Below are 17,444 nucleotides of genomic sequence, written 5' to 3' on the forward strand. Positions count from 1 at the left end.
CAGCGTACAAGGAGGAGGACGAGCGATGAATGACTGGACTGCGGGCTATGTGGCCGATATTGGTTATACCTATGGCTATTACACGGAACTGAATCCGCAGCGTATCAAGCTCGCGTTTTCCTATCAGGGGCTCGTGTTTCCAGAGGTGGGGGCTGCGTGCGAACTTGGTTTTGGCCAGGGGCTGTCGGCCAATCTCCACGCCGCGGCCAGCGTCGTGCAGTGGTACGGCACCGATTTCAACCCCAGCCAGGCAGGCTTTGCGCAGGAGCTCGCCGCCGCCTCCGGTGCAGGCGCCCAGCTATTCGATGAAGCCTTTGCCGATTTCGCCCAGCGGACCGATTTGCCCGATTTCGACTTCATCGGCCTGCACGGCATCTGGAGCTGGATCTCGGACGAGAATCGCCAGGTCATCGTCGATTTCATCCGGCGCAAGCTCAAGGTTGGGGGTGTTCTCTACATCAGCTACAACACGCAGCCGGGCTGGGCGTCTTTTGCGCCGATGCGCCATCTGCTCACCGAGCATGCGGATGTCCTGGGGGCGGAGGGGCACGGTATCGTCAAACGGATCGACGGTGCGTTGGCCTTTGCCGACAAGTTGCTGGGCTTGAACCCGGCTTTCAGCCAGGCCAATCCCTTCGTGGCCGAGCGCCTGCAGAAGCTCAAGGAGCATAGCCGCCAGTACCTTGCGCATGAGTATTTCAACCGCGACTGGCATCCGATGCATTTCGCAACGATGGCCAAGTGGCTGGCGCCGGCCAAGCTCGATTACGCCTGCTCCGCGTATTGTCTCGACCACATCGAGGCGCTGAGCCTGTCTGGTGAACAGCAGATTTTCCTGAGAGACATTCCCGACCCGATGTTCCGCGAGACCACGCGCGATTTCCTGGTCAATCAGCAGTTCCGGCGCGATTACTGGGTCAGGGGGGCGCGCAAGCTCAATGAGTTGGAGAGGGCCGAGGCCCTGCGTGCTCAGCGGGTAATCCTGACCACTTGTAGCCCCGATGTGTCGCTGACGCTTCGTACCGCGGTGGGGGAGGTGACGCTGACCGAGTCGGTCTATCACCCCATCCTCGATCTGCTCGCGGATCATCGGGTGCGTAGTCTTGGCGAGATCGAGCGCGCCGTGGCGGGCGCAGGACTCAGCTTGAGACAGATCATCGAGGCCGTGATGGTGCTTACCGGCGCGGGGCACATGGCGATGGCGCAGGACGACCGCGTGATTGACCGGGCCAGGCCGCAAACCGACCGGCTCAATGCTCACCTGTGCCGGAAAGCGCGGGGGAGCAATGAGCTTGGCTTCCTGTCCAGCCCGGTGACCGGTGGGGGGATTGCCCTGAACCGCTTCCAGCAGTTGTTCCTTGCCGCGCTTAAGGCAGGCAAGGAGGAGCCGGCCGAGTGGGCACAGGACGCCTGGCAAATCATGACAGTCCAGGGCCAGCGACTGGTTATGGAAGGCAGGACGCTGGAAAGCCCTGAAGAGAACCTCGCTGAACTGACCGCCCGGGCAAGATCTTTCGCCGCCAAGCAGCTCCCGATCCTGAAGGCCTTGTTGATCGCCCGGGGTGGGAGCAACTGAAACCTCCTGCCCCCTGATCATGATCTTCAGGTGATGCTGGTCCGCGCTATTGATTACAACCATTCCTTGCGCGGAATTGCGTATTGCCTTGTATCAACGAAGATATCTTGTGCGTACCAGCCCCGGCCACAAGGATGCCATACGGGCCGCATGCCCGCATTTCGATGCGTGGCTGAAGCGGCTTGAAGGCTTGATCTAGAGGCGTGAAGCAGCGTCGTCTCCCCCATGGTGCACAGCACCTAAACCATCGTCTAATACCCCGAGTTTTTGTTTCCTTATAACTTTCCTCCACACGGTCGAAACGCAGCGTCGGTTCGGCTAGTCGCTCCGGTCGGCGCAGATCGACCGGATACGAGGGGGAGCTGCAGGGCTCCTGCATCCCGTTATGAAGGAGACATGAATGGCCGTACTCAATCGGATGGACTGGTATGACCTGGCCCGTTCCACCAACTGGACACCCAAGTACGTTACCGAGGACGAACTGTTTCCGCCCAAGCTGTCGGGCGAATTCGGTCTGCCGCTGAGCGCCTGGGAAAACTACGACGAGCCCTACAAGCAGACTTATCCGGAATACGTGAAGGTCCAGCGCGAGAAGGATGCGGGGGCCTATTCGGTGAAGGCGGCGCTGGAGCGCAGCCGGATCTTCGAAAACGCCGACCCGGGCTGGAAGTCGGTGATGAAGGCGCACTACGGCGCCATTGCCCGCGGCGAATACGCGGCGGCCAGCGCCGAGGCGCGGATGATGCGGTTCTCCAAGGCGCCGGGCATGCGCAACATGTCCACGCTGGGCTGTATGGACGAGATCCGCCACGGCCAGATGCAGCTCTACTTCCCCCACGAGCACGTGGCGAAGGACCGCCAGATGGACTGGGCCTTCAAGGCCTACGACACCAATGAGTGGGCGATGATCGCGGCCCGCCATTTCTTCGACGACATCATGATGACGCGGGACGCAATCAGCGTTTCCATCATGCTGACCTTCAGCTTCGAGACCGGCTTCACCAACATGCAGTTCCTCGGTCTTGCCGCGGATGCGGCGGAGGCGGGCGACCATACTTTCGCCAACCTGATCTCCAGCATCCAGACGGACGAGTCGCGCCACGCCCAGATCGGCGGCCCGGCCCTGAAGGTGCTGATCGAGAACGGCAAGAAGGAAGAAGCCCAGAAGCGCGTGGATATTGCGGTGTGGGGCGCCTGGAAGCTGTTCTCGGTGCTGACCGGTCCGATCATGGACTATTACACCCCGCTGGAGCACCGCAAGCAGTCCTTCAAGGAGTTCATGGAGGAGTGGATCGTCGCCCAGTTCGAGCGCGCCCTCACCGACATGGGCCTGGACCTGCCCTGGTACTGGGACATCTTCCTGAAGGACATCGGCCAGACCCACCACGGCATGCACCTGGGCTCCTACTTCTGGCGCCCGACCCTGTGGTGGAACCCGGCCGCCGGCGTAACCCCGGACGAACGCGCTTGGCTGGAAGCCAAGTACCCCGGCTGGAACGACACCTGGGGCCAGTGCTGGGATGTGTTCATCGACAACGTGGTCGACGGCAACATGGCCAAGACCTATCCGGAAACGCTGCCCTACGTCTGCAACATGTGCCAGCTGCCCATCCTCGGCGTGCCGGGCAAGGGCTGGGACGTGAAGGACTACCCCCTCGAATACAACGGCCGCCTGTACCACTTCGGCTCCGAGGTGGATCGCTGGGTGTTCCAGCAGGAGCCCGAGCGCTACGCCGGCCACCTGTCCATCGTCGATCGCTTCCTGGCCGGGATGATCCAGCCGATGGATCTGGGCGGGGCGCTGCAGTACATGGGCCTGGCCCCGGGCGAGATCGGCGACGACGCCCACAACTATGCCTGGGCCGAGGTTTACCGCGCCCTCCGCGAGACCCGTAAGGCGGGTTGATCTTTCCCCATTGACCCCCTGATCGGCGCGCCCGGCAGGCCTGCTGCCGGCGCGCCGTGTGCCACACGAGGAGATTTACACCATGGCCCTTTTTCCATTGACCTCCAATTTCGAGGGGGATTTCGTCCTGCAGCTGGTGCCCGTGGATACGGAGCACACCATGGACGAGGTGGCGGCTGCTGCCGCCGTGCATTCCGTCGGCCGCCGCGTGCGTGACCGGCCGGGCCACATCCTGCGGGTGCGCCGCCACGGCAGCACCGAGTTTTTGCCGCGCAACCTGAAGGTTGCCGAGGCGGGTTTCAAGCCCACCGAGACGGTGGACATCATCTGGCAGGCCGCCTGAGGCACTCGCCGGATCGAGGAGCAAGAGCATGAGTTTCACCAAGGTATGTACGGTCGATGACGTGTGGGAAGGGGAGATGGCGCCCTACACCGTCAATGGCCACGAGGTGCTGCTGGTCTGTGCCGACGGCGGCGAGATCAAGGCCTTCCAGGCGATCTGCCCGCACCAGGACATCGCCCTGTCGGAAGGCAAGTTCGACGGCAAGAAGCTGATCTGCCGCGCTCACCTGTGGCAGTTCGACGCCGGCACCGGCAAGGGCATCAACCCGGACGACTGCGCGCTGGCGAGCTATCCGGTCAAGATCGATGGCGACGATGTGTTCGTCAGCACCGAGGGCGTCGAGCCCCTGTTTGCCCACAGCTGAGCGCCGCTGCAGGCCACCTCTATTTAAAAGGACACGAGCATGAGCACTGCAACTTCGGCGCAGGCCTATCACAACAACATGGTTGGCCCGGTGATGCGCGCCGGTGATCTGGCCCAGGCGGTCATCGAGGCCGCCAAGGTGGACAACCCGGGCAAGGAAATCTTCGTGGATGACAAGCGCGCCTACATCCGCATCCACGCCGACCAGGAAATGATCCTGCGCCAGGCCACCATCGAAGAGGAGCTGGGGCGCCCGTTCCGCATGAACGACCTGGAGGTGGACCTGAGTTCCTTCGCCGGCCAGATCGAGAGCCGCGACGACCAGATCCGCTTCTATTTCAACAAGACGCTCTGAGCGGCCGCAGACCGCCACCCCAGACAAGAAAGACGCGAGGAGACACCGCATGTCCGAGATTCAAGTCCTGAAGCCCCAGAAGACCTGGAGCCACCTGGCCGCCCGCCGCCGCAAGCCGAGCGAATACGAGATCGTCAGCACCAACCTGCACTACAACGACAAGCGCCCGGACTCGCCCTACGAGCTGGACCCGAACATGTTCATGAACCAGTGGTACAAGAAGAACACCTTCGGTACCGCGCTGAAGCATGCCGACTGGAACGCCTTCCGCGATCCGGACGAGGTGGTCTATCGCACCTACAACCTGATGCAGGACGGCCAGGAGACCTACGTCTTCGGCCTGTTCGACCAGTTCAACGAGCGCGAGCACGACAAGGCCCTCGACCCGCGCTGGGCCGGCACGCTGGCCCGCCTGTACACCCCGGCCCGCTACCTGTTTCATACGCTGCAGATGGCGTCGGCTTACGTCGGCCAGGTGTCGCCGGCCAGCACGCTGACCAACTGCAACTACTTCCAGATGGCCGACAGCCTGCGCTGGCTGAGCCACACCGCCTACCGCACCAAGGAGCTGTCCCAGACCTTTGCCGACAAGGGCTTTGGCGCGGACGAGCGGCGCTACTGGGAAGAGGATTCCGCCTGGCAGGGCTTCCGCGAGCTGATGGAGAAGGCGCTGACCGTGTGGGATTGGGGCGAGGCCGTGGTGGTGCTGAACCTGGTGGTCAAGCCGGCGGTCGAGGAGACCGTGCTGCGCCGCCTCGGCGAATCCGCCCGCCACAACGGCGACACGCTGCTGGGCCTGATCACCGATGCGCAGCTGACCGACGTGGCCCGCCACCGCCGCTGGGCGACGGCCTTTGCCGCCATGGCCCAGGAAACGCCGGGCAACAAGGAGCTGATGCAGGGCTGGATCGCCAAGTGGGAGCCGTTGGCCGACCGTGCCATCGATGCCTACTGCGCAGTGCTGCCCGACGTGCCGGGCGCCGCCGAAGCCGCCAAGGCCGCCACCCGCGACTTTCGCCGCAGCTTGGGCCTCTGAGCGGGCCAAAATGCCATGAACGCGCCATTGATCCTGAATGAGCGGGACGGCAGCCGCTTCGAGCAGGCGCCGGGGGATACCATCCTCCGCGCCGCGCTGCGGGGCGGTGTTGGCCTCTCCTATGAATGCAACTCCGGCGGTTGCGGCGGCTGCAAGTTCGAGCTGCTGAGCGGCGAGGTCGAGGACCTGTGGCCCGACGCGCCGGGCCTCGGCGAGCGCGACCGCCGCCGCGGGCGCCATCTGGCCTGCCAGTGCCGGGCGGTGGGCGATGTGACCATCAAGGCGCCGACCGGCAAGGAATACGTGCCGGCCGTCCAGCCGAAGCGGCGTCGCGTGGTGCTGACCGGCGTCACCGACATTACCCACGACATTCGGGAGTTCCGCTTCCATGCCGAGGGGCCGGCCGAATTCCTGCCCGGCCAGTTCGCAATGCTCGACTTGCCGGGTGTCGGGTCATCCCGCGCCTATTCCCTGTCCAACACGCCCAACAAGGCGGGTGAGTGGCATTTCCAGATCCGCCGGGTGGGGCAGGGCAAGGGCACTTACGCCCTGTTCAACCTGCTGCGTCCGGGCATGGAGATCGGGCTCGACGGCCCCTACGGCGTGGCCTACCTGCGCACCGATGCGCCCCGCGATCTGGTCTGCGTAGCGGGCGGCTCCGGCCTCGCGCCGATGATCTCCATCGCCCGTGGGGCCGTGGAGGCCGGGATGCTCGGCCCGCGCAAACTCTATTTCTTTTACGGCGCACGGGAGCCCCGTGACGTGTGCGGCGAGTCGATGCTCGCCGCGCTCGACGGCTTCAGTGAGCACATCGTCTACTGCCCGGTGGTCTCCTCCCCAGGCGTAGAGGGCTGGGCGGGTGTCACGGGCTTCGTGCACACCCGCCTTCCCCAGGCCCTGCCGGCCGCCCTCTCCAGCTATGAGTTCTACTTTGCCGGTCCACCGCCGATGACCCAGGCCCTGCAGGAAATGCTGATGGTCGATCATCGGGTGCCCTTCGAGCAGATCCATTTCGATCGATTCTTTTGAGGTTCCGGCTGGAACCGATGCGGAGACAACAATGAGAAGACGGTATTCGAAGGGGCAGGGGGGGCAGCGTCGCGGCGTGGCCGTCAGCGCAGTGGCGCTGGCCCTCGCGGCGGCCGGCGGCAGCGCCTGTGCCACCGATGTGTTCCGCCTGGAGGGCTTCGGGGCGGTCTCCCGCAGCATGGGCGGTGCGGCGACGGCGTTCGACACCGGCCCGGCAGGCATGATGACCAACCCGGCGACCCTGTCGCTGATGCAGACCGACAACGCCTTCCTGCTCGGCGTCGATCTGGTGACCACCGACATCGACGTGCGCAACCAGAGCACCGGCGAGAGTGTGAGCTCCAGCAACCACAGCGCCAACCGTGGCCCCTACTACGCGCCGCAGGTGGCCTACAGCCGCCGCGTGGGTGAGTGGACCTTCGGCGTCGGCGCCTTTGCGCAGGGCGGGCTGGGCACCGAGTTTGGCCGCAGCAGCTTCCTGTCCCGTGCGACCGGCGGGCTGGATACGGGGCTGGAGAATTCGAGCCGCCTGCTGGTGCTGAACATTCCGTTCGCGGCCAGCTTCCGCGTGTCGGAAGCGCTGACCGTCGGCGCCGGCATCGATGCCACCTGGCAGGGCATGAACCTCAACCTGCTGTTGGGGGCCGACCAGGTGGGCAGCCTGATCGGCGCCGGGCGGGTGTCCGGTTCGCTGCTGCCGGTGCTCGGCGGCCTGCCGGACCTGCGCGGCGCGCACTTCAGCCTGACCCGCAATTCACCGGTGGCGAGCGGCATCGGTGCGTGGGGCTACACGCCGCGGGTTGGTATGACCTACGCGTTCTCCGAGGCGACCCGTGTCGGCGCCGCCTACACCGGCCGCAGCCATGTGTCGGACATGGAGGGCCGGGCGACGCTGACGGCCGTCGATGGCGTGGCGGGGCAGGTGCCGCTGCAGGGCCGCATCAGCATCCGCGACTTCCAGATGCCGGCGGTGCTCAACCTCGGCGTGAGCCAGCGGGTGAATGAGCGCCTCACGTTGGCGGCGGATCTGTCGCGGGTGTATTGGTCCAGCGTGATGAAGGACATCAAGGTGGGCTTTGCCGCCGATGCCGGGGGCGATCTGAACATCCTGCTGCCACAGAACTACAAGGACCAGACCATCCTGGCGGTGGGCGGTGCCTGGCAGGCGGATTCCCGCTGGACGCTGCGTGGCGGCTTCCGTTTTGCGCAGCAGGCGCTGCCCAGCTCGACGCTGTTCGCGGTGATCCCGGCGATTCCGCGCAAGCATCTGTCGGCGGGTTTCGGCTACGCGGTGTCGCCGAATTCCAGCGTGGATTTCGCGTGGTCCCACGCTTTTCAGGAGAGCATGGATAACGGCAGCCTGCCGAACACCTCGGCGCCGATCCGGGTGAGCCACGCCCAGGACAACGCAACGCTGGCCTATACCTATCGCTTCTGAACGCGCATCCTTGGCAGAAAAAAGGGCGGCCGCGGGGACAGATCTTGTCCCCGCGGCCTGTCCGCATTGGGAGAGGACGGGATGAATCCCGACGACAAGATTTGCAGGGTGGCCCGGCAGACCTCGGTGCGCGGGGTCGTCATCGAGGCCGGCGATGCGCGGGACGTACGCCGGCAGAAGATGGCACGGATCATTCTCGATTCCATGTACCAGTTTCTGGGTTTGCTGGACCTGGACGGCAATGTGCTGGAGATCAACCAGGCGGCGCTGGACGGGGCCGGCCTGGCGCTGGAGGACGTGATCGGCAAGCCCTTCTGGCAGGCGCGCTGGTGGGAGGTGTCGGAAGAGGTGCGCCAGCGGGTGCGCGAGATGATCGAGGAGGCCCGCACGGGCCGCTTCGTGCGCTGCGACTTCGAGGTGTTCGGCGACCAGCACGGCAGCCGCACCATCGTCATCGACTTCTCGCTGACGCCCATCCTCGACGACGCCGGGCAGGTGGCCTTCCTGCTGCCGGAAGGGCGCAACATCACCGAGAAGATCGCCGGCAGCGCCGAGTTGTCGCGCAAGAACGGCGAGCTGCAGGCGGCACTGGAGCGTCTGAAGGAACTCGACGGCTACAAGACCCGCTTCTTCGCCAACGTGAGCCACGAGCTGCGCACGCCGCTGGCCCTGATCCTCGGCCCGGTGGAGCAGCTGATCCACGAAGGCGCCGCCCTCGGCGAGCGGGAGCGCTTTCGCCTGGCCACGATCCAGCGCAACGCGCGCTCCCTGCTGCAGCAGGTTAACAACCTGCTCGACCTGGCCCGCATCGATGCCGACCGGATGCCGATGGCCTACGTGCAGGCCAACCTGGTGGCGCTGGTGCGTGAGATCGCCGCCGGCTTCGACGCGGCGGTGGAGGACCGCCACATCAGCTTCAGCCTGCGCGGCGAGGACGAGCTTTACGCTGACGTGGACCGGGCCAAGTTCGCCCGCGTGGTGGAGAACCTGTTGTCCAACGCCTTCAAGTTCACGCCGCCGGGTGGGCGCATCGCCTGCAGCTTCGAGCACCTGTCCGGCGGCCGTGTGCTGATCAGCGTGCAGGACACCGGGCCGGGTGTGCCGGACGAGATGAAGCAGCATATCTTCGACCGCTTCACCCAGGGGCGCGAAGGCCTCGGCGCGGGGGGCAGCGGGCTGGGGCTCAACATCGTCAAGGAGTTCGTCGAGCTGCACCGGGGGACGGTGGTGGTGGTCGATGCGCCGGGCGGCGGCGCGTGCTTCCAGGTGGAACTGCCGGCCCGCGCGCCGGATGGCGCCTTTGTGCGTGCGGGTGCGGGGCGCGAGGGGCTGCTCGCGGCGGAAGCTGTGCCGTCCCCTGCTGCAGGGCTGTCCTTGCCCGACGAGGAGACTTTCCACCCAGGCACCTTCCAGCCGGGCAAGCCGAAGGTGCTGGTGGCCGAGGACAATCTGGATTTGCGCCTCTTCCTGCATGACGTGTTGTCGGGCGAGTACAACGTGATCCTGCGTGAGGACGGCGAGGCGGCCTTCGAGGCGGCGGTGGCCGATCCGCCGGACCTGATCGTTACCGACCTGATGATGCCGCGCTGGGACGGCGAACGCTTCGTGCGGGCGCTGGCCGAGCTGCCGGACTACCCGAACGTGCCGGTGCTGGTGCTGTCGGCGCGGGCCGACGACGCGCTGCGCTCCAACCTCCTCGAGAACCTGGTGCAGGATTACCTGATCAAGCCTTTCTCGGCCCAGGAGCTGTGTGCCCGCGCGCGTAATCTGGTGACGGTCAAGCGCACCGTGGACATCCTGCAGCGGGAGCTCAACTCCCAGGCCTCGGATATCCTCGAACTCACGTCGGGGCTGGTCGAGAGCCGCAAGACCCTGCAACGCAGCTTCACCGCGCTGCAGGTGTCCGACCGGCGCTGGCTCGGCCTCTACGAGAACACCGCGGTGGGCATCGCGCTGGCCGACCGGGAGGGGCGCATCCTGTCCGCCAACCCTGCGCTGCAGCGCATGCTCGGCTACGGTGCCGACGAGATCGTCGGTGTGTCGCTGATCGAGATCACCGAGCCGTCCGAGCGGGCAACCGCCCAGCGCAACGTGTATGGCCTGTTCGACGGCGAGCTGCCCGGCTACAAGACCCAGAAGCGCTACGAGAAGAAGGACGGCGGCTACCTGTGGGCCAACGTGTGCGCGTCGCGCATCCCGGCTATGGCGCAAGACGGGCCGATGCTGGCGGTGATCGTCGAGGACGTCACGCTGCGCATGGAGGCGGAACGCTCGCTGGCGGCGACCCGCGGCGAGCTGGCCCGCGTGGCGCGCTTCACCGCGATGGGCGAGCTGGTGGCCTCCATCGCCCACGAGATCAACCAGCCCCTGTCGGCGGTGATCACCAACAGCCAGGCCGCGCTGCGCTGGCTGGCCCGGCCGGCGCCGGACCTCGGCGAAGTGGAGGCCGCGCTGCAGCGGGTCAATCGGGACGCCAGCCTGGCCGGCTCGGTGATCTCGCGCATCCGCGGCTTCCTGCGCGCCGGCGAGATCCGCCGCGAGCCGGTGGATGTGGCGCGCATGCTCGACGAGCTCCTGCAGATGCTGCAGGCCATGCTCGTCGAGGCCGGCGTGCAGGTGCGCGTTGAACTGCCGGTGCCCACGCCGTGCCTGATCGCCGACGCGGTGCAATTGCAGCAGGTGATCCTCAACCTGATCGTCAATGCGGTGGATGCCATGCGCGACCTGCCCGGCCGCGAGCGCCTGCTGCAGATCCGCGTCGAGCCGGCGTCGGCCGGCGGGCTGCAATTCTCGGTGCAGGACAGCGGCCCAGGCGTGCCCGAAGGCGTGGAGGCCAAGCTCTTCGACGCCTTCTACACCACCAAGCAGGACGGCCTCGGCATGGGGCTGGCGATCAGCCGCGGCATCGTCGAGAACCACGGCGGCCGCCTGTGGCTGGAGCGCAGCGCCGGGCCGGGCGCCTGCTTCCGCTTCACGATCCCCGACAATTGAAAACACACGGAGACAGCATGGTGGACAGCCCAGAACGCGTGTACGTGGTGGATGACGACCTGTCGGTGCGGGAGGCGTTGAGCAGCCTGATCCGCTCGGTCGGCTTGCCCGTCGAAACCTTTTCCTCGGCCGAGGATTTTCTGGCGGCGCAGCGCCCGCCCGGCGTGGCCTGCCTGATCCTCGACATCCGCATGCCCGGCCTCAACGGGCTGGAACTGCAGACGCGGCTCGCGCAGGACGGCCTGTCGATCCCGATCATCTTCATCACCGGCCACGGCGACATTCCGATGGCCGTGCTGGCGATGAAGAAGGGCGCCGTCGAATTCCTCTCCAAGCCCTTCCGCGACGACGACCTGCTCGACGCCATCCACGCCGCCCTCGAACGCGCGCGGGCGTCGTACAAGGACGAAAGCGAAGTCGGCGCGATCCGCCGCCGCTACGACTCCCTCACCGCCCGCGAACGCGAAGTGATCACCTTCATGGTCAAGGGCGCCCTCAACAAACAAGCGGCGGCAGAACTCGGGGTGTCCGAGATGACGGTGAAGGTGCACCGCCACAACATCATGCAGAAGATGGGTGTCACCCGGCTGCCGGATCTGGTGCGGATGGTGGAGCGGCTGAGCGTGCCGGGCGCTTGAAGCCTCAGAACAGGCCTTTCTCGAAGAGGAACTGGTAGCGCAGCAGATAGATGTTGTTGGTCGGCCCGCCGCCTTGTTCCCGATGCCATTCGGCGGCCAGGCGGTGGCCGCCGGCGGGGCGCCACTGGACGACCGCGCCGATGGCGCGCAGGGCGTGGCCGGATTCGGCGATGCCCGACTGGTTGGCCACCAGGCCGGCGTTGGCGCCGACGAGATCGTGCCGTGCCACCGCCCGTTCGATGCGGAGGATGGTCTCCCAGCCCTGAGCCGGGCGCCAGCCGGCGTCCAGCCAGCCGCCGTTGAGGGTGCCGGTGTAGGCGGGGCTGCCGTTGATGCTGTCGAGGCGTCCGTCTTCCCGCTTGATCCACCATTCGCCGCCCATCCAGTAACGGCTCTCGGCTGGCTGCCAGCGGGTTGCCAGGGTGAGGAGCTGGGCTGTGCCGAAGAAGCACACCCGGTCGCTGGCGATGCGTGTGCAGCTGGGAACGCTGTGGGTGTGGCCCATGTTGCCGGTACTCAGCAGGGCGCGGCCGTCCGCATTCACATTGGCGTAGCCTGCCTCGATGCGCAGGCTGTCGTTGCGCCAGCCGCCGCGTGCGGTGACGAGCTTGAGGCCGCCGGCGTCGGCGCCCGGAAAGCCCTGGTTGCGCCAGGCTCCGAGGCCGGCGCTCCAGCCACCGGGAAGATTCCAGTCGGCCCTGAAGCCGTCGGCCCGCCAGGACTCATTGACCGCGGCGCGCAGGGCAAGCGGCGCGACACCGAAGTCCCAGGCGTGGGCATGCACCGGGTTGAGCAGTCCCAGCGGCACGAGTTGGCGGCCTGCTCGCAGGCTGGCCCGATGGTCGGTGAGCGGTTCGATGTGGCCGTCCAGCCAGGCCTCCTCGGTTTCGTTGCGGGCATCGCGGCCGCCGTGGTGGCCGATCTTGAGGTAGCCCTGGAGCTGGTCCGTGAAGCGGGCGCGCAGGCCGATCTCGGCGTAGTCGAGGCCGTCGCGGCGGTCGTCGGCCCGCGGGCTGCCGGCTTCGAGTACGCCGGGCAGGCGGGGGCGCGGGTAGGGATCGTCGGCGTGCAGCGACATCAGGCCGATGCCGCCGATGACGCTGAGTCGCTCGCCGCCGTCGGCGTCGTGGGCCTCGTGGGCGTGGACCGGGCCGGCCAGAAGGAGCAGGAGGGCGGCGAGGCGGCTACTTGAACGGGTCGGCATAGCGTGGATTGGTGAGCAGGTCTTCATCGGTCAGGGTCTTGAGAAAGGCGATCAGGTCGGCTTTGTCGTCGGCGTTCAGGCGGATGAGGTCGAGCCGGGCGTCCTTGAGCGGGTTGCGGCTGCCGTCGCCGGCGCGCGGGCCGTCGGCGATGCGCCGGCCGTGGGCGGCGTAGTGGTCGAGCACGGCTTCCAGCGTGGGGACGCTGCCGTCGTGCATGTAGGGGGCGGTGACGGCCACGTTGCGCAGGCTGGGCGTGCGGAACTGCCCCATGTCGCGGGGCTGGCCGGAGAGTTCGAGGATGCCGCGGTTGTCTTCCGGGTAGGCGCCCTGGCCGTCGAGGTTGTAGAGGCCGGTGTTGTGGTACGGGGTCTGGACCGTCCGTGTTCCGGTGTCGGCGTACTGGTCGCTGAAGGTGGGGCCGCTGTGGCAGTTGCCGCATTGGGCGCGGTCCGAATAGAACAGCGCGCGGCCGCGGGCTTCGGCGTCGCTGAGGGTGAGCTGGCCCTGCAGGAAGCGGTCGTAGCGGGAATTCACCGACACCACGCCGCGCTGGAACACCGCGATGGCCTGGATCAGGTGGGCGAAGCTGATGGCGTCGCCGCCGGGGCCGAAGGCCCGGGCGAAGCGGGTCCGGTAGTCCGGATCGGCGCGGAAGCGCTGCAGCACCGTTTCCTTGGTGCTGTCGTTGATGCCGAGCTCCACCGGGTTCTCGCCGAACATGGGGACGAGCATGTGGCGTTCGAGATCGAGGATGGAGTAATTGGCCCAGGTCAGCGTGGGATACCAGGCGCTGTTGGCAATGGACGGGGCACTGCGGGCGGTGGTCTCGCCGGTGGAGCCGGTGGAGACAGCCTTGCCGTCGGTGAAGGCGAGCTTCTGCAGGTGGCAGGAGGCGCAGGCCTGGGTGCCGTTGCCGGACAGGCGGGTGTCGTGGAACAGGCGCCGGCCGAGCTGGAACTTCTCTTCCGACATGGGGTTGTCGGCGGGCACTCGCGGCGGCTTGAGATAGCTGGGCAGGGACCACTGCCAGGCTGGCTGCGGTTGCAGTGCGTGTTCGGCCGCAAGGCCGGCGAGTATGCTCGCGGCCAGGGCGACGGAGGCGATCAGGGAGGCGTGGCGCATGGGGCAGCCTTTACTGGAAAGGACTGGCGAAACGGCTGCTGGTGAGCAGGCTCTCGTCCGTCAGGGTCTTGAGGAAGGCGATCAGGTCGGCCTTCTCCTGGGCATTGAGGTCGATGCGCGAGATCAGGTCGCTCTTGTACGGGTTGGCGCGGCCGTCGCCAGCGTGAGGCCCGGTGGTCAGGTTGCGGCCGCCGGCGGCGTAGAAGTCGAGCACCTCTTCGAGGCTTGCAAGGCTGCCGTCGTGCATGTAGGGCGCGGTGACCGCGACGTTGCGCAGGCTCTGGGCACGGAAGGCGCCCATGTCCTCGGCCTTGCCGGTGATCTCGAAGACGCCGCGGTTGGGCGATGGGTAGGCGCCCTTGCCGTCGATGTTGTAGAGGCCGGTGTTGTGGAAGGGGGTTTCCACGTCACGGGAACCGGTGTGGCGCAACTGATCGTTGAAGTTGAAGCTGCCATGGCAATGGAAGCACTCGGCCTTCTCGCCGAAGAACAGGGTCCGACCGCGTTCCTCGGCGGCGCTGAGGGTGGCCTGCCCTTTCTGGTAGCGGTCGTATCTGGAGTCGCCGGACAGCATGCCCCGCTCGAAGGTGGCGATGGCCTTGATGACGTTGGTGAAGTTGAGCGGGGCGGCCTCGCCGGGGAAGGCGCGGGCGAAGCGCCCCACGTAGTCGCTGTCGGCCTGGAAGCGCTGGAGCACGGCGGCCTTGTTGCCGTCGTTGATGCCCAGTTCCACCGGGTTGGTGCCGTAGAGGGGCACCTCCATCTGCTTTTCCAGGGAGGTGAGCGTCGGGTTGGCCCAGGTGAGGGTCGGGTGGTAGGCCGAATTGGCGATGGGCATCGCGCCGCGTGCGGTGAGCTGGCCCGTGGAGCCGGTGGAGACGGCCTTGCCGTCGGTGAAGGCGAGATTCTGGAAGTGGCAGGAGGCGCACGCCTGGGTGCCGTTGCCGGACAGGCGGGTGTCGTAGAACAGGCGCCGGCCGAGCTGGAACTTCTCTTCCGACATCGGGTTGTCGGCGGGCACGGCCGGCGTGGCGAAGTTCACCGGCAGGTTCCAGTTCCAGGACGCGTCGGTGTTTGTGGCAAGGCTGGTATCGGTGGTGGACGTGCCACCGCCGCCACAGCCGGCGAGCACGAGGCTCGCGAGCAGGGCGGCGGCACACGCCCGGGCGGGGGCGTGGCGTTTCATCGGGATGCTGGGCGGATGGCTTACTTGCTCTTCACGACGAACACGCGCTGGGTTGCGCCCCCGTTGATCGGCAGGCCGCTTGCCAGGTCGATCTGCAGGGCCTGGAAGATGCCGGCGCACTCCGGGTCGGTGGTGCCGGACATGCAGCCGGCCGCACCGCCGCCGTCGTAGGACAGGTCCGAGTACTTGAACAGCTCGGCCAGGTCGAGAACGACCTTTTGCGTGCCGGCGTTGAAGGCCGCGAAGGAGAAGTCCATGCGGTTGGGGTTGGTGCAGGCGGTCACCACGCCCTTGGTGGGGTCGCCCTTGCAGCCGGTGGAGCCGAGGTGGACGTTCCAGGCGGTGGTGGTGCCGGTGGGGCGCACGATGGGTGCATCCGGCACAAACTCGATCTTGCTGAACTTGCGGCCGGACTGCCAGGACCAGGCCATCGCCGAATTGCCCAGCAGCGCCGGGGTGGTGGCCGCTGTGGTGTCGCTGTGGTTGAGGGCGACCTGGTCGGTGTCGGCCGAGCGGACCGGCACACCAAGGGTCATCGCCACGCCAACGTAGTTGCCCGGCGCGACCTTGCCGGTGATGGTCTTGTAGGTGGCGGCGGTGCCGGTGCTGGTCGGGCACTTGCCGGTGGCGTCCTCGAAGTCCACCAGCGCCACGCCGCGGGACTGGTTGGCGTTATCGTCGAGCTTGAGTGGCACGGCGTTGCCCTGGGCATCGATCAGCATCACGTTGGCGATGTAGAAGCGCAGGTCGCGGATCTGGCCACTGGTGCCCTTGGTGCCGAGGCCGGCGATCGTGGCGCCGCAGCTGACGGTCTGGCCGCCGGCGGTCACGTCGAAGTCGATGGAGACGGCCTGGGTGGCAGCCGTGCTGCCATACTTCTCGTAGGCGACGCGCGCCTTCAGGGTGTTGGCGCTGTCCGCGGCGATCACGCCGGTGGTGGAGAAGGTCGGGGTTGCCGTGTCGGCGGACGTGGCCGCCTGGACGGTGAGGGCATCCTCGGCCTGGGTGAGGAGGACCTTGTGCACCGCCTTGGCGCTGGTGTCGGACTTGAGCGTGTCATAGCCGGCCTGCAGGGACGCGGCGACGACCTTGGCGGCTTCATGGGCGCGGGCGAAGCGGCCGGCCGAGGTGGCATCGGTCTGGACGGCGTTGCCCTGGGCGGCCACGTAATCGTTGAGCAGGCTGACCGCGCTGTCGTTGATGGCCAACAGTGCCTTGACGCTGTTTTCGGCGGCTTCGAGGGTCGCGCCAGCGGCGACCTTCTGCTGGATCAGTGTGGTGAGCGGGCTGACGAAGCCGCCCTTGCCGGCCGGGCTGGACAGGAAGTAGCCCTTGCCGACGGTACTGCCGGGATTGTCGCTATCGACCGCGCTGTCCGGCACGAGGACCAGCACCGGATACTTCGTCTCGTCGCCGGCCGTCACGCCGGACAGGGTGTATTTGCCGCCGTCGGTGGTCGTTGCAGTCGGTTCCCCGCTGTCGCACAGGCCGTTGGTATTGACGTCGAGGCACACTGTCGCACCCTTCAGATAACCATCGGCCACCGTCCCGCTGAGTGAGGTAGTGGCGGTGGCCCCTCCACCTCCGCCGCCACCGCAAGCGGAGAGGAGGGCGGTGGAAATGGCGGTCAATGCGAAACGGATAGCCGGTCTGCTCATGTGAGAATCCTCTAGGCATGTTGTCGAATGGCCGGGGATTCTCTGGCGAGCGTTGCGAATCGACAATGCGGCATGACGTCGCATTGCGAAGGCGGGCGAGCCGTCAGGCGCGGATCAGTACCACGCCCAGAATCAAACACGCTGCGCCGGCCATCCGGATCAGCGTGGCGGGCTGCTGCTGGATGCCCAGCACGCCGAAGTGGTCGAAGGCGAGGGAGCCGATCATCTGCCCGACGACGATCAGGGCCAGTGTGGTTGCCGCGCCCAGTCGCGGGACCATCAGGATGGCGATGCCGATGAAGAGGGCTCCGAACAGGCCGCCGGTCCACGAGGTCCAGGGCGCTGCCCCGGAAAACGATTCGGTGAAACGCGGCCCCGGTGCGATGAGGGCGACGGCGAGCATTGCCGCCAGGCCCACCAGATAGCTGACGGACCCGGCCCACCACGGGGAGCCGAGATGTGCGCGAAGATTGGCGTTGAGCAGTTGTTGCAGCGCGACGCTCGCGCCCGCCAACACCACCAGCAGGTACGACAGGGCGTGGGACGTGATGGACATGAATGATTCCGCAGAAATGTGTGGGGTGTTTCATTCTGTGGA

At 66.7% G+C, this 17,444-nt stretch carries 15 protein-coding genes; 10 read left to right on the top strand and 5 right to left on the bottom strand.

The features are described from left to right. Positions 1-25: 25 nt before the first annotated feature. From AC1PQG_RS04155 to AC1PQG_RS04200, 10 genes are all read left to right on the top strand, one after another. Positions 26-1,576 carry a methyltransferase regulatory domain-containing protein gene (locus AC1PQG_RS04155; protein WP_481121395.1) on the top strand — a complete coding sequence of 517 codons (1,551 nt, stop codon included), beginning with the start codon at positions 26-28 and terminating at the stop codon, positions 1,574-1,576. 400 nt (positions 1,577-1,976) lie between these two features. Further along, positions 1,977-3,482, top strand: coding sequence for an aromatic/alkene/methane monooxygenase hydroxylase/oxygenase subunit alpha (locus AC1PQG_RS04160; protein ID WP_481121396.1), 1,506 nt, complete (start codon positions 1,977-1,979; stop codon positions 3,480-3,482). 82 nt (positions 3,483-3,564) lie between these two features. Beyond that, positions 3,565-3,825 (top strand): toluene-4-monooxygenase system B family protein, encoded by a 261-nt coding sequence (locus AC1PQG_RS04165; protein ID WP_481121397.1) that lies wholly within the window; start codon positions 3,565-3,567, stop codon positions 3,823-3,825. A 28-nt stretch (positions 3,826-3,853) separates the two neighbouring features. Continuing rightward, positions 3,854-4,189, top strand: coding sequence for a monooxygenase system ferredoxin subunit (locus AC1PQG_RS04170; protein ID WP_481115507.1), 336 nt, complete (start codon positions 3,854-3,856; stop codon positions 4,187-4,189). A gap of 39 nt (positions 4,190-4,228) precedes the next feature. Further along, positions 4,229-4,543, top strand: a complete 315-nt coding sequence (locus AC1PQG_RS04175; RefSeq protein ID WP_481121398.1) for an MmoB/DmpM family protein — start codon at positions 4,229-4,231, stop codon at positions 4,541-4,543. Positions 4,544-4,592: 49 nt separating this feature from the next. Continuing rightward, complete coding sequence (locus AC1PQG_RS04180; RefSeq protein WP_481121399.1) at positions 4,593-5,579, top strand: aromatic/alkene monooxygenase hydroxylase subunit beta; 987 nt, start codon at positions 4,593-4,595, stop codon at positions 5,577-5,579. A gap of 15 nt (positions 5,580-5,594) precedes the next feature. Further along, positions 5,595-6,608, top strand: coding sequence for a 2Fe-2S iron-sulfur cluster-binding protein (locus AC1PQG_RS04185; RefSeq protein ID WP_481121400.1), 1,014 nt, complete (start codon positions 5,595-5,597; stop codon positions 6,606-6,608). A 31-nt stretch (positions 6,609-6,639) separates the two neighbouring features. Continuing rightward, positions 6,640-8,046, top strand: a complete 1,407-nt coding sequence (locus tag AC1PQG_RS04190; protein WP_481121401.1) for an OmpP1/FadL family transporter — start codon at positions 6,640-6,642, stop codon at positions 8,044-8,046. Positions 8,047-8,127: 81 nt separating this feature from the next. Then, positions 8,128-11,037: an ATP-binding protein gene (locus tag AC1PQG_RS04195; protein WP_481121402.1), complete on the top strand. Its 2,910-nt coding sequence runs from the start codon at positions 8,128-8,130 to the stop codon at positions 11,035-11,037. A gap of 17 nt (positions 11,038-11,054) precedes the next feature. Next, positions 11,055-11,675 carry a response regulator transcription factor gene (locus tag AC1PQG_RS04200; protein ID WP_481121403.1) on the top strand — a complete coding sequence of 207 codons (621 nt, stop codon included), beginning with the start codon at positions 11,055-11,057 and terminating at the stop codon, positions 11,673-11,675. Positions 11,676-11,679: 4 nt separating this feature from the next. Here AC1PQG_RS04200 and AC1PQG_RS04205 read toward each other — a convergent pair whose 3' ends face one another. The 5 genes from AC1PQG_RS04205 to AC1PQG_RS04225 form a co-directional block, all read right to left on the bottom strand. Beyond that, positions 11,680-12,879, bottom strand: a complete 1,200-nt coding sequence (locus AC1PQG_RS04205) for a hypothetical protein (protein WP_481121404.1) — start codon at positions 12,877-12,879, stop codon at positions 11,680-11,682. Next, positions 12,860-14,002 (bottom strand): MbnH family di-heme enzyme, encoded by a 1,143-nt coding sequence (locus tag AC1PQG_RS04210; RefSeq protein ID WP_481121405.1) that lies wholly within the window; start codon positions 14,000-14,002, stop codon positions 12,860-12,862. The genes AC1PQG_RS04205 and AC1PQG_RS04210 overlap by 20 nt, the downstream gene beginning before the upstream one ends. 10 nt (positions 14,003-14,012) lie before the next feature. Then, entirely contained in the window at positions 14,013-15,188 is a 1,176-nt protein-coding gene (locus AC1PQG_RS04215; protein ID WP_481121406.1) for an MbnH family di-heme enzyme, read from the bottom strand. Between the two features lie 20 nt (positions 15,189-15,208). Then, the gene (locus AC1PQG_RS04220; RefSeq protein ID WP_481121407.1) at positions 15,209-16,846 is read right to left on the bottom strand and encodes an MbnP family copper-binding protein; all 1,638 of its coding nucleotides are present in this window, start codon (positions 16,844-16,846) and stop codon (positions 15,209-15,211) included. Between the two features lie 103 nt (positions 16,847-16,949). Further along, positions 16,950-17,402, bottom strand: coding sequence for a DMT family transporter (locus tag AC1PQG_RS04225; protein WP_481121408.1), 453 nt, complete (start codon positions 17,400-17,402; stop codon positions 16,950-16,952). Positions 17,403-17,444: the final 42 nt, after the last annotated feature.

It is taken from the genome of Zoogloea sp. GDB6 (genome assembly GCF_056724105.1).

What these genes read in the sequence shown, in the direction of transcription:
- AC1PQG_RS04155 (WP_481121395.1), top strand. Translation starts at nt 26, where the DNA reads ATGAATGACTGGACTGCGGGCTATGTGGCCGATATTGGTTATACCTAT.
- AC1PQG_RS04160 (WP_481121396.1), top strand. Translation starts at nt 1,977, where the DNA reads ATGGCCGTACTCAATCGGATGGACTGGTATGACCTGGCCCGTTCCACC.
- AC1PQG_RS04165 (WP_481121397.1), top strand. Translation starts at nt 3,565, where the DNA reads ATGGCCCTTTTTCCATTGACCTCCAATTTCGAGGGGGATTTCGTCCTG.
- AC1PQG_RS04170 (WP_481115507.1), top strand. Translation starts at nt 3,854, where the DNA reads ATGAGTTTCACCAAGGTATGTACGGTCGATGACGTGTGGGAAGGGGAG.
- AC1PQG_RS04175 (WP_481121398.1), top strand. Translation starts at nt 4,229, where the DNA reads ATGAGCACTGCAACTTCGGCGCAGGCCTATCACAACAACATGGTTGGC.
- AC1PQG_RS04180 (WP_481121399.1), top strand. Translation starts at nt 4,593, where the DNA reads ATGTCCGAGATTCAAGTCCTGAAGCCCCAGAAGACCTGGAGCCACCTG.
- AC1PQG_RS04185 (WP_481121400.1), top strand. Translation starts at nt 5,595, where the DNA reads ATGAACGCGCCATTGATCCTGAATGAGCGGGACGGCAGCCGCTTCGAG.
- AC1PQG_RS04190 (WP_481121401.1), top strand. Translation starts at nt 6,640, where the DNA reads ATGAGAAGACGGTATTCGAAGGGGCAGGGGGGGCAGCGTCGCGGCGTG.
- AC1PQG_RS04195 (WP_481121402.1), top strand. Translation starts at nt 8,128, where the DNA reads ATGAATCCCGACGACAAGATTTGCAGGGTGGCCCGGCAGACCTCGGTG.
- AC1PQG_RS04200 (WP_481121403.1), top strand. Translation starts at nt 11,055, where the DNA reads ATGGTGGACAGCCCAGAACGCGTGTACGTGGTGGATGACGACCTGTCG.
- AC1PQG_RS04205 (WP_481121404.1), bottom strand. Translation starts at nt 12,879, where the DNA reads ATGCCGACCCGTTCAAGTAGCCGCCTCGCCGCCCTCCTGCTCCTTCTG.
- AC1PQG_RS04210 (WP_481121405.1), bottom strand. Translation starts at nt 14,002, where the DNA reads ATGCGCCACGCCTCCCTGATCGCCTCCGTCGCCCTGGCCGCGAGCATA.
- AC1PQG_RS04215 (WP_481121406.1), bottom strand. Translation starts at nt 15,188, where the DNA reads ATGAAACGCCACGCCCCCGCCCGGGCGTGTGCCGCCGCCCTGCTCGCG.
- AC1PQG_RS04220 (WP_481121407.1), bottom strand. Translation starts at nt 16,846, where the DNA reads ATGAGCAGACCGGCTATCCGTTTCGCATTGACCGCCATTTCCACCGCC.
- AC1PQG_RS04225 (WP_481121408.1), bottom strand. Translation starts at nt 17,402, where the DNA reads ATGTCCATCACGTCCCACGCCCTGTCGTACCTGCTGGTGGTGTTGGCG.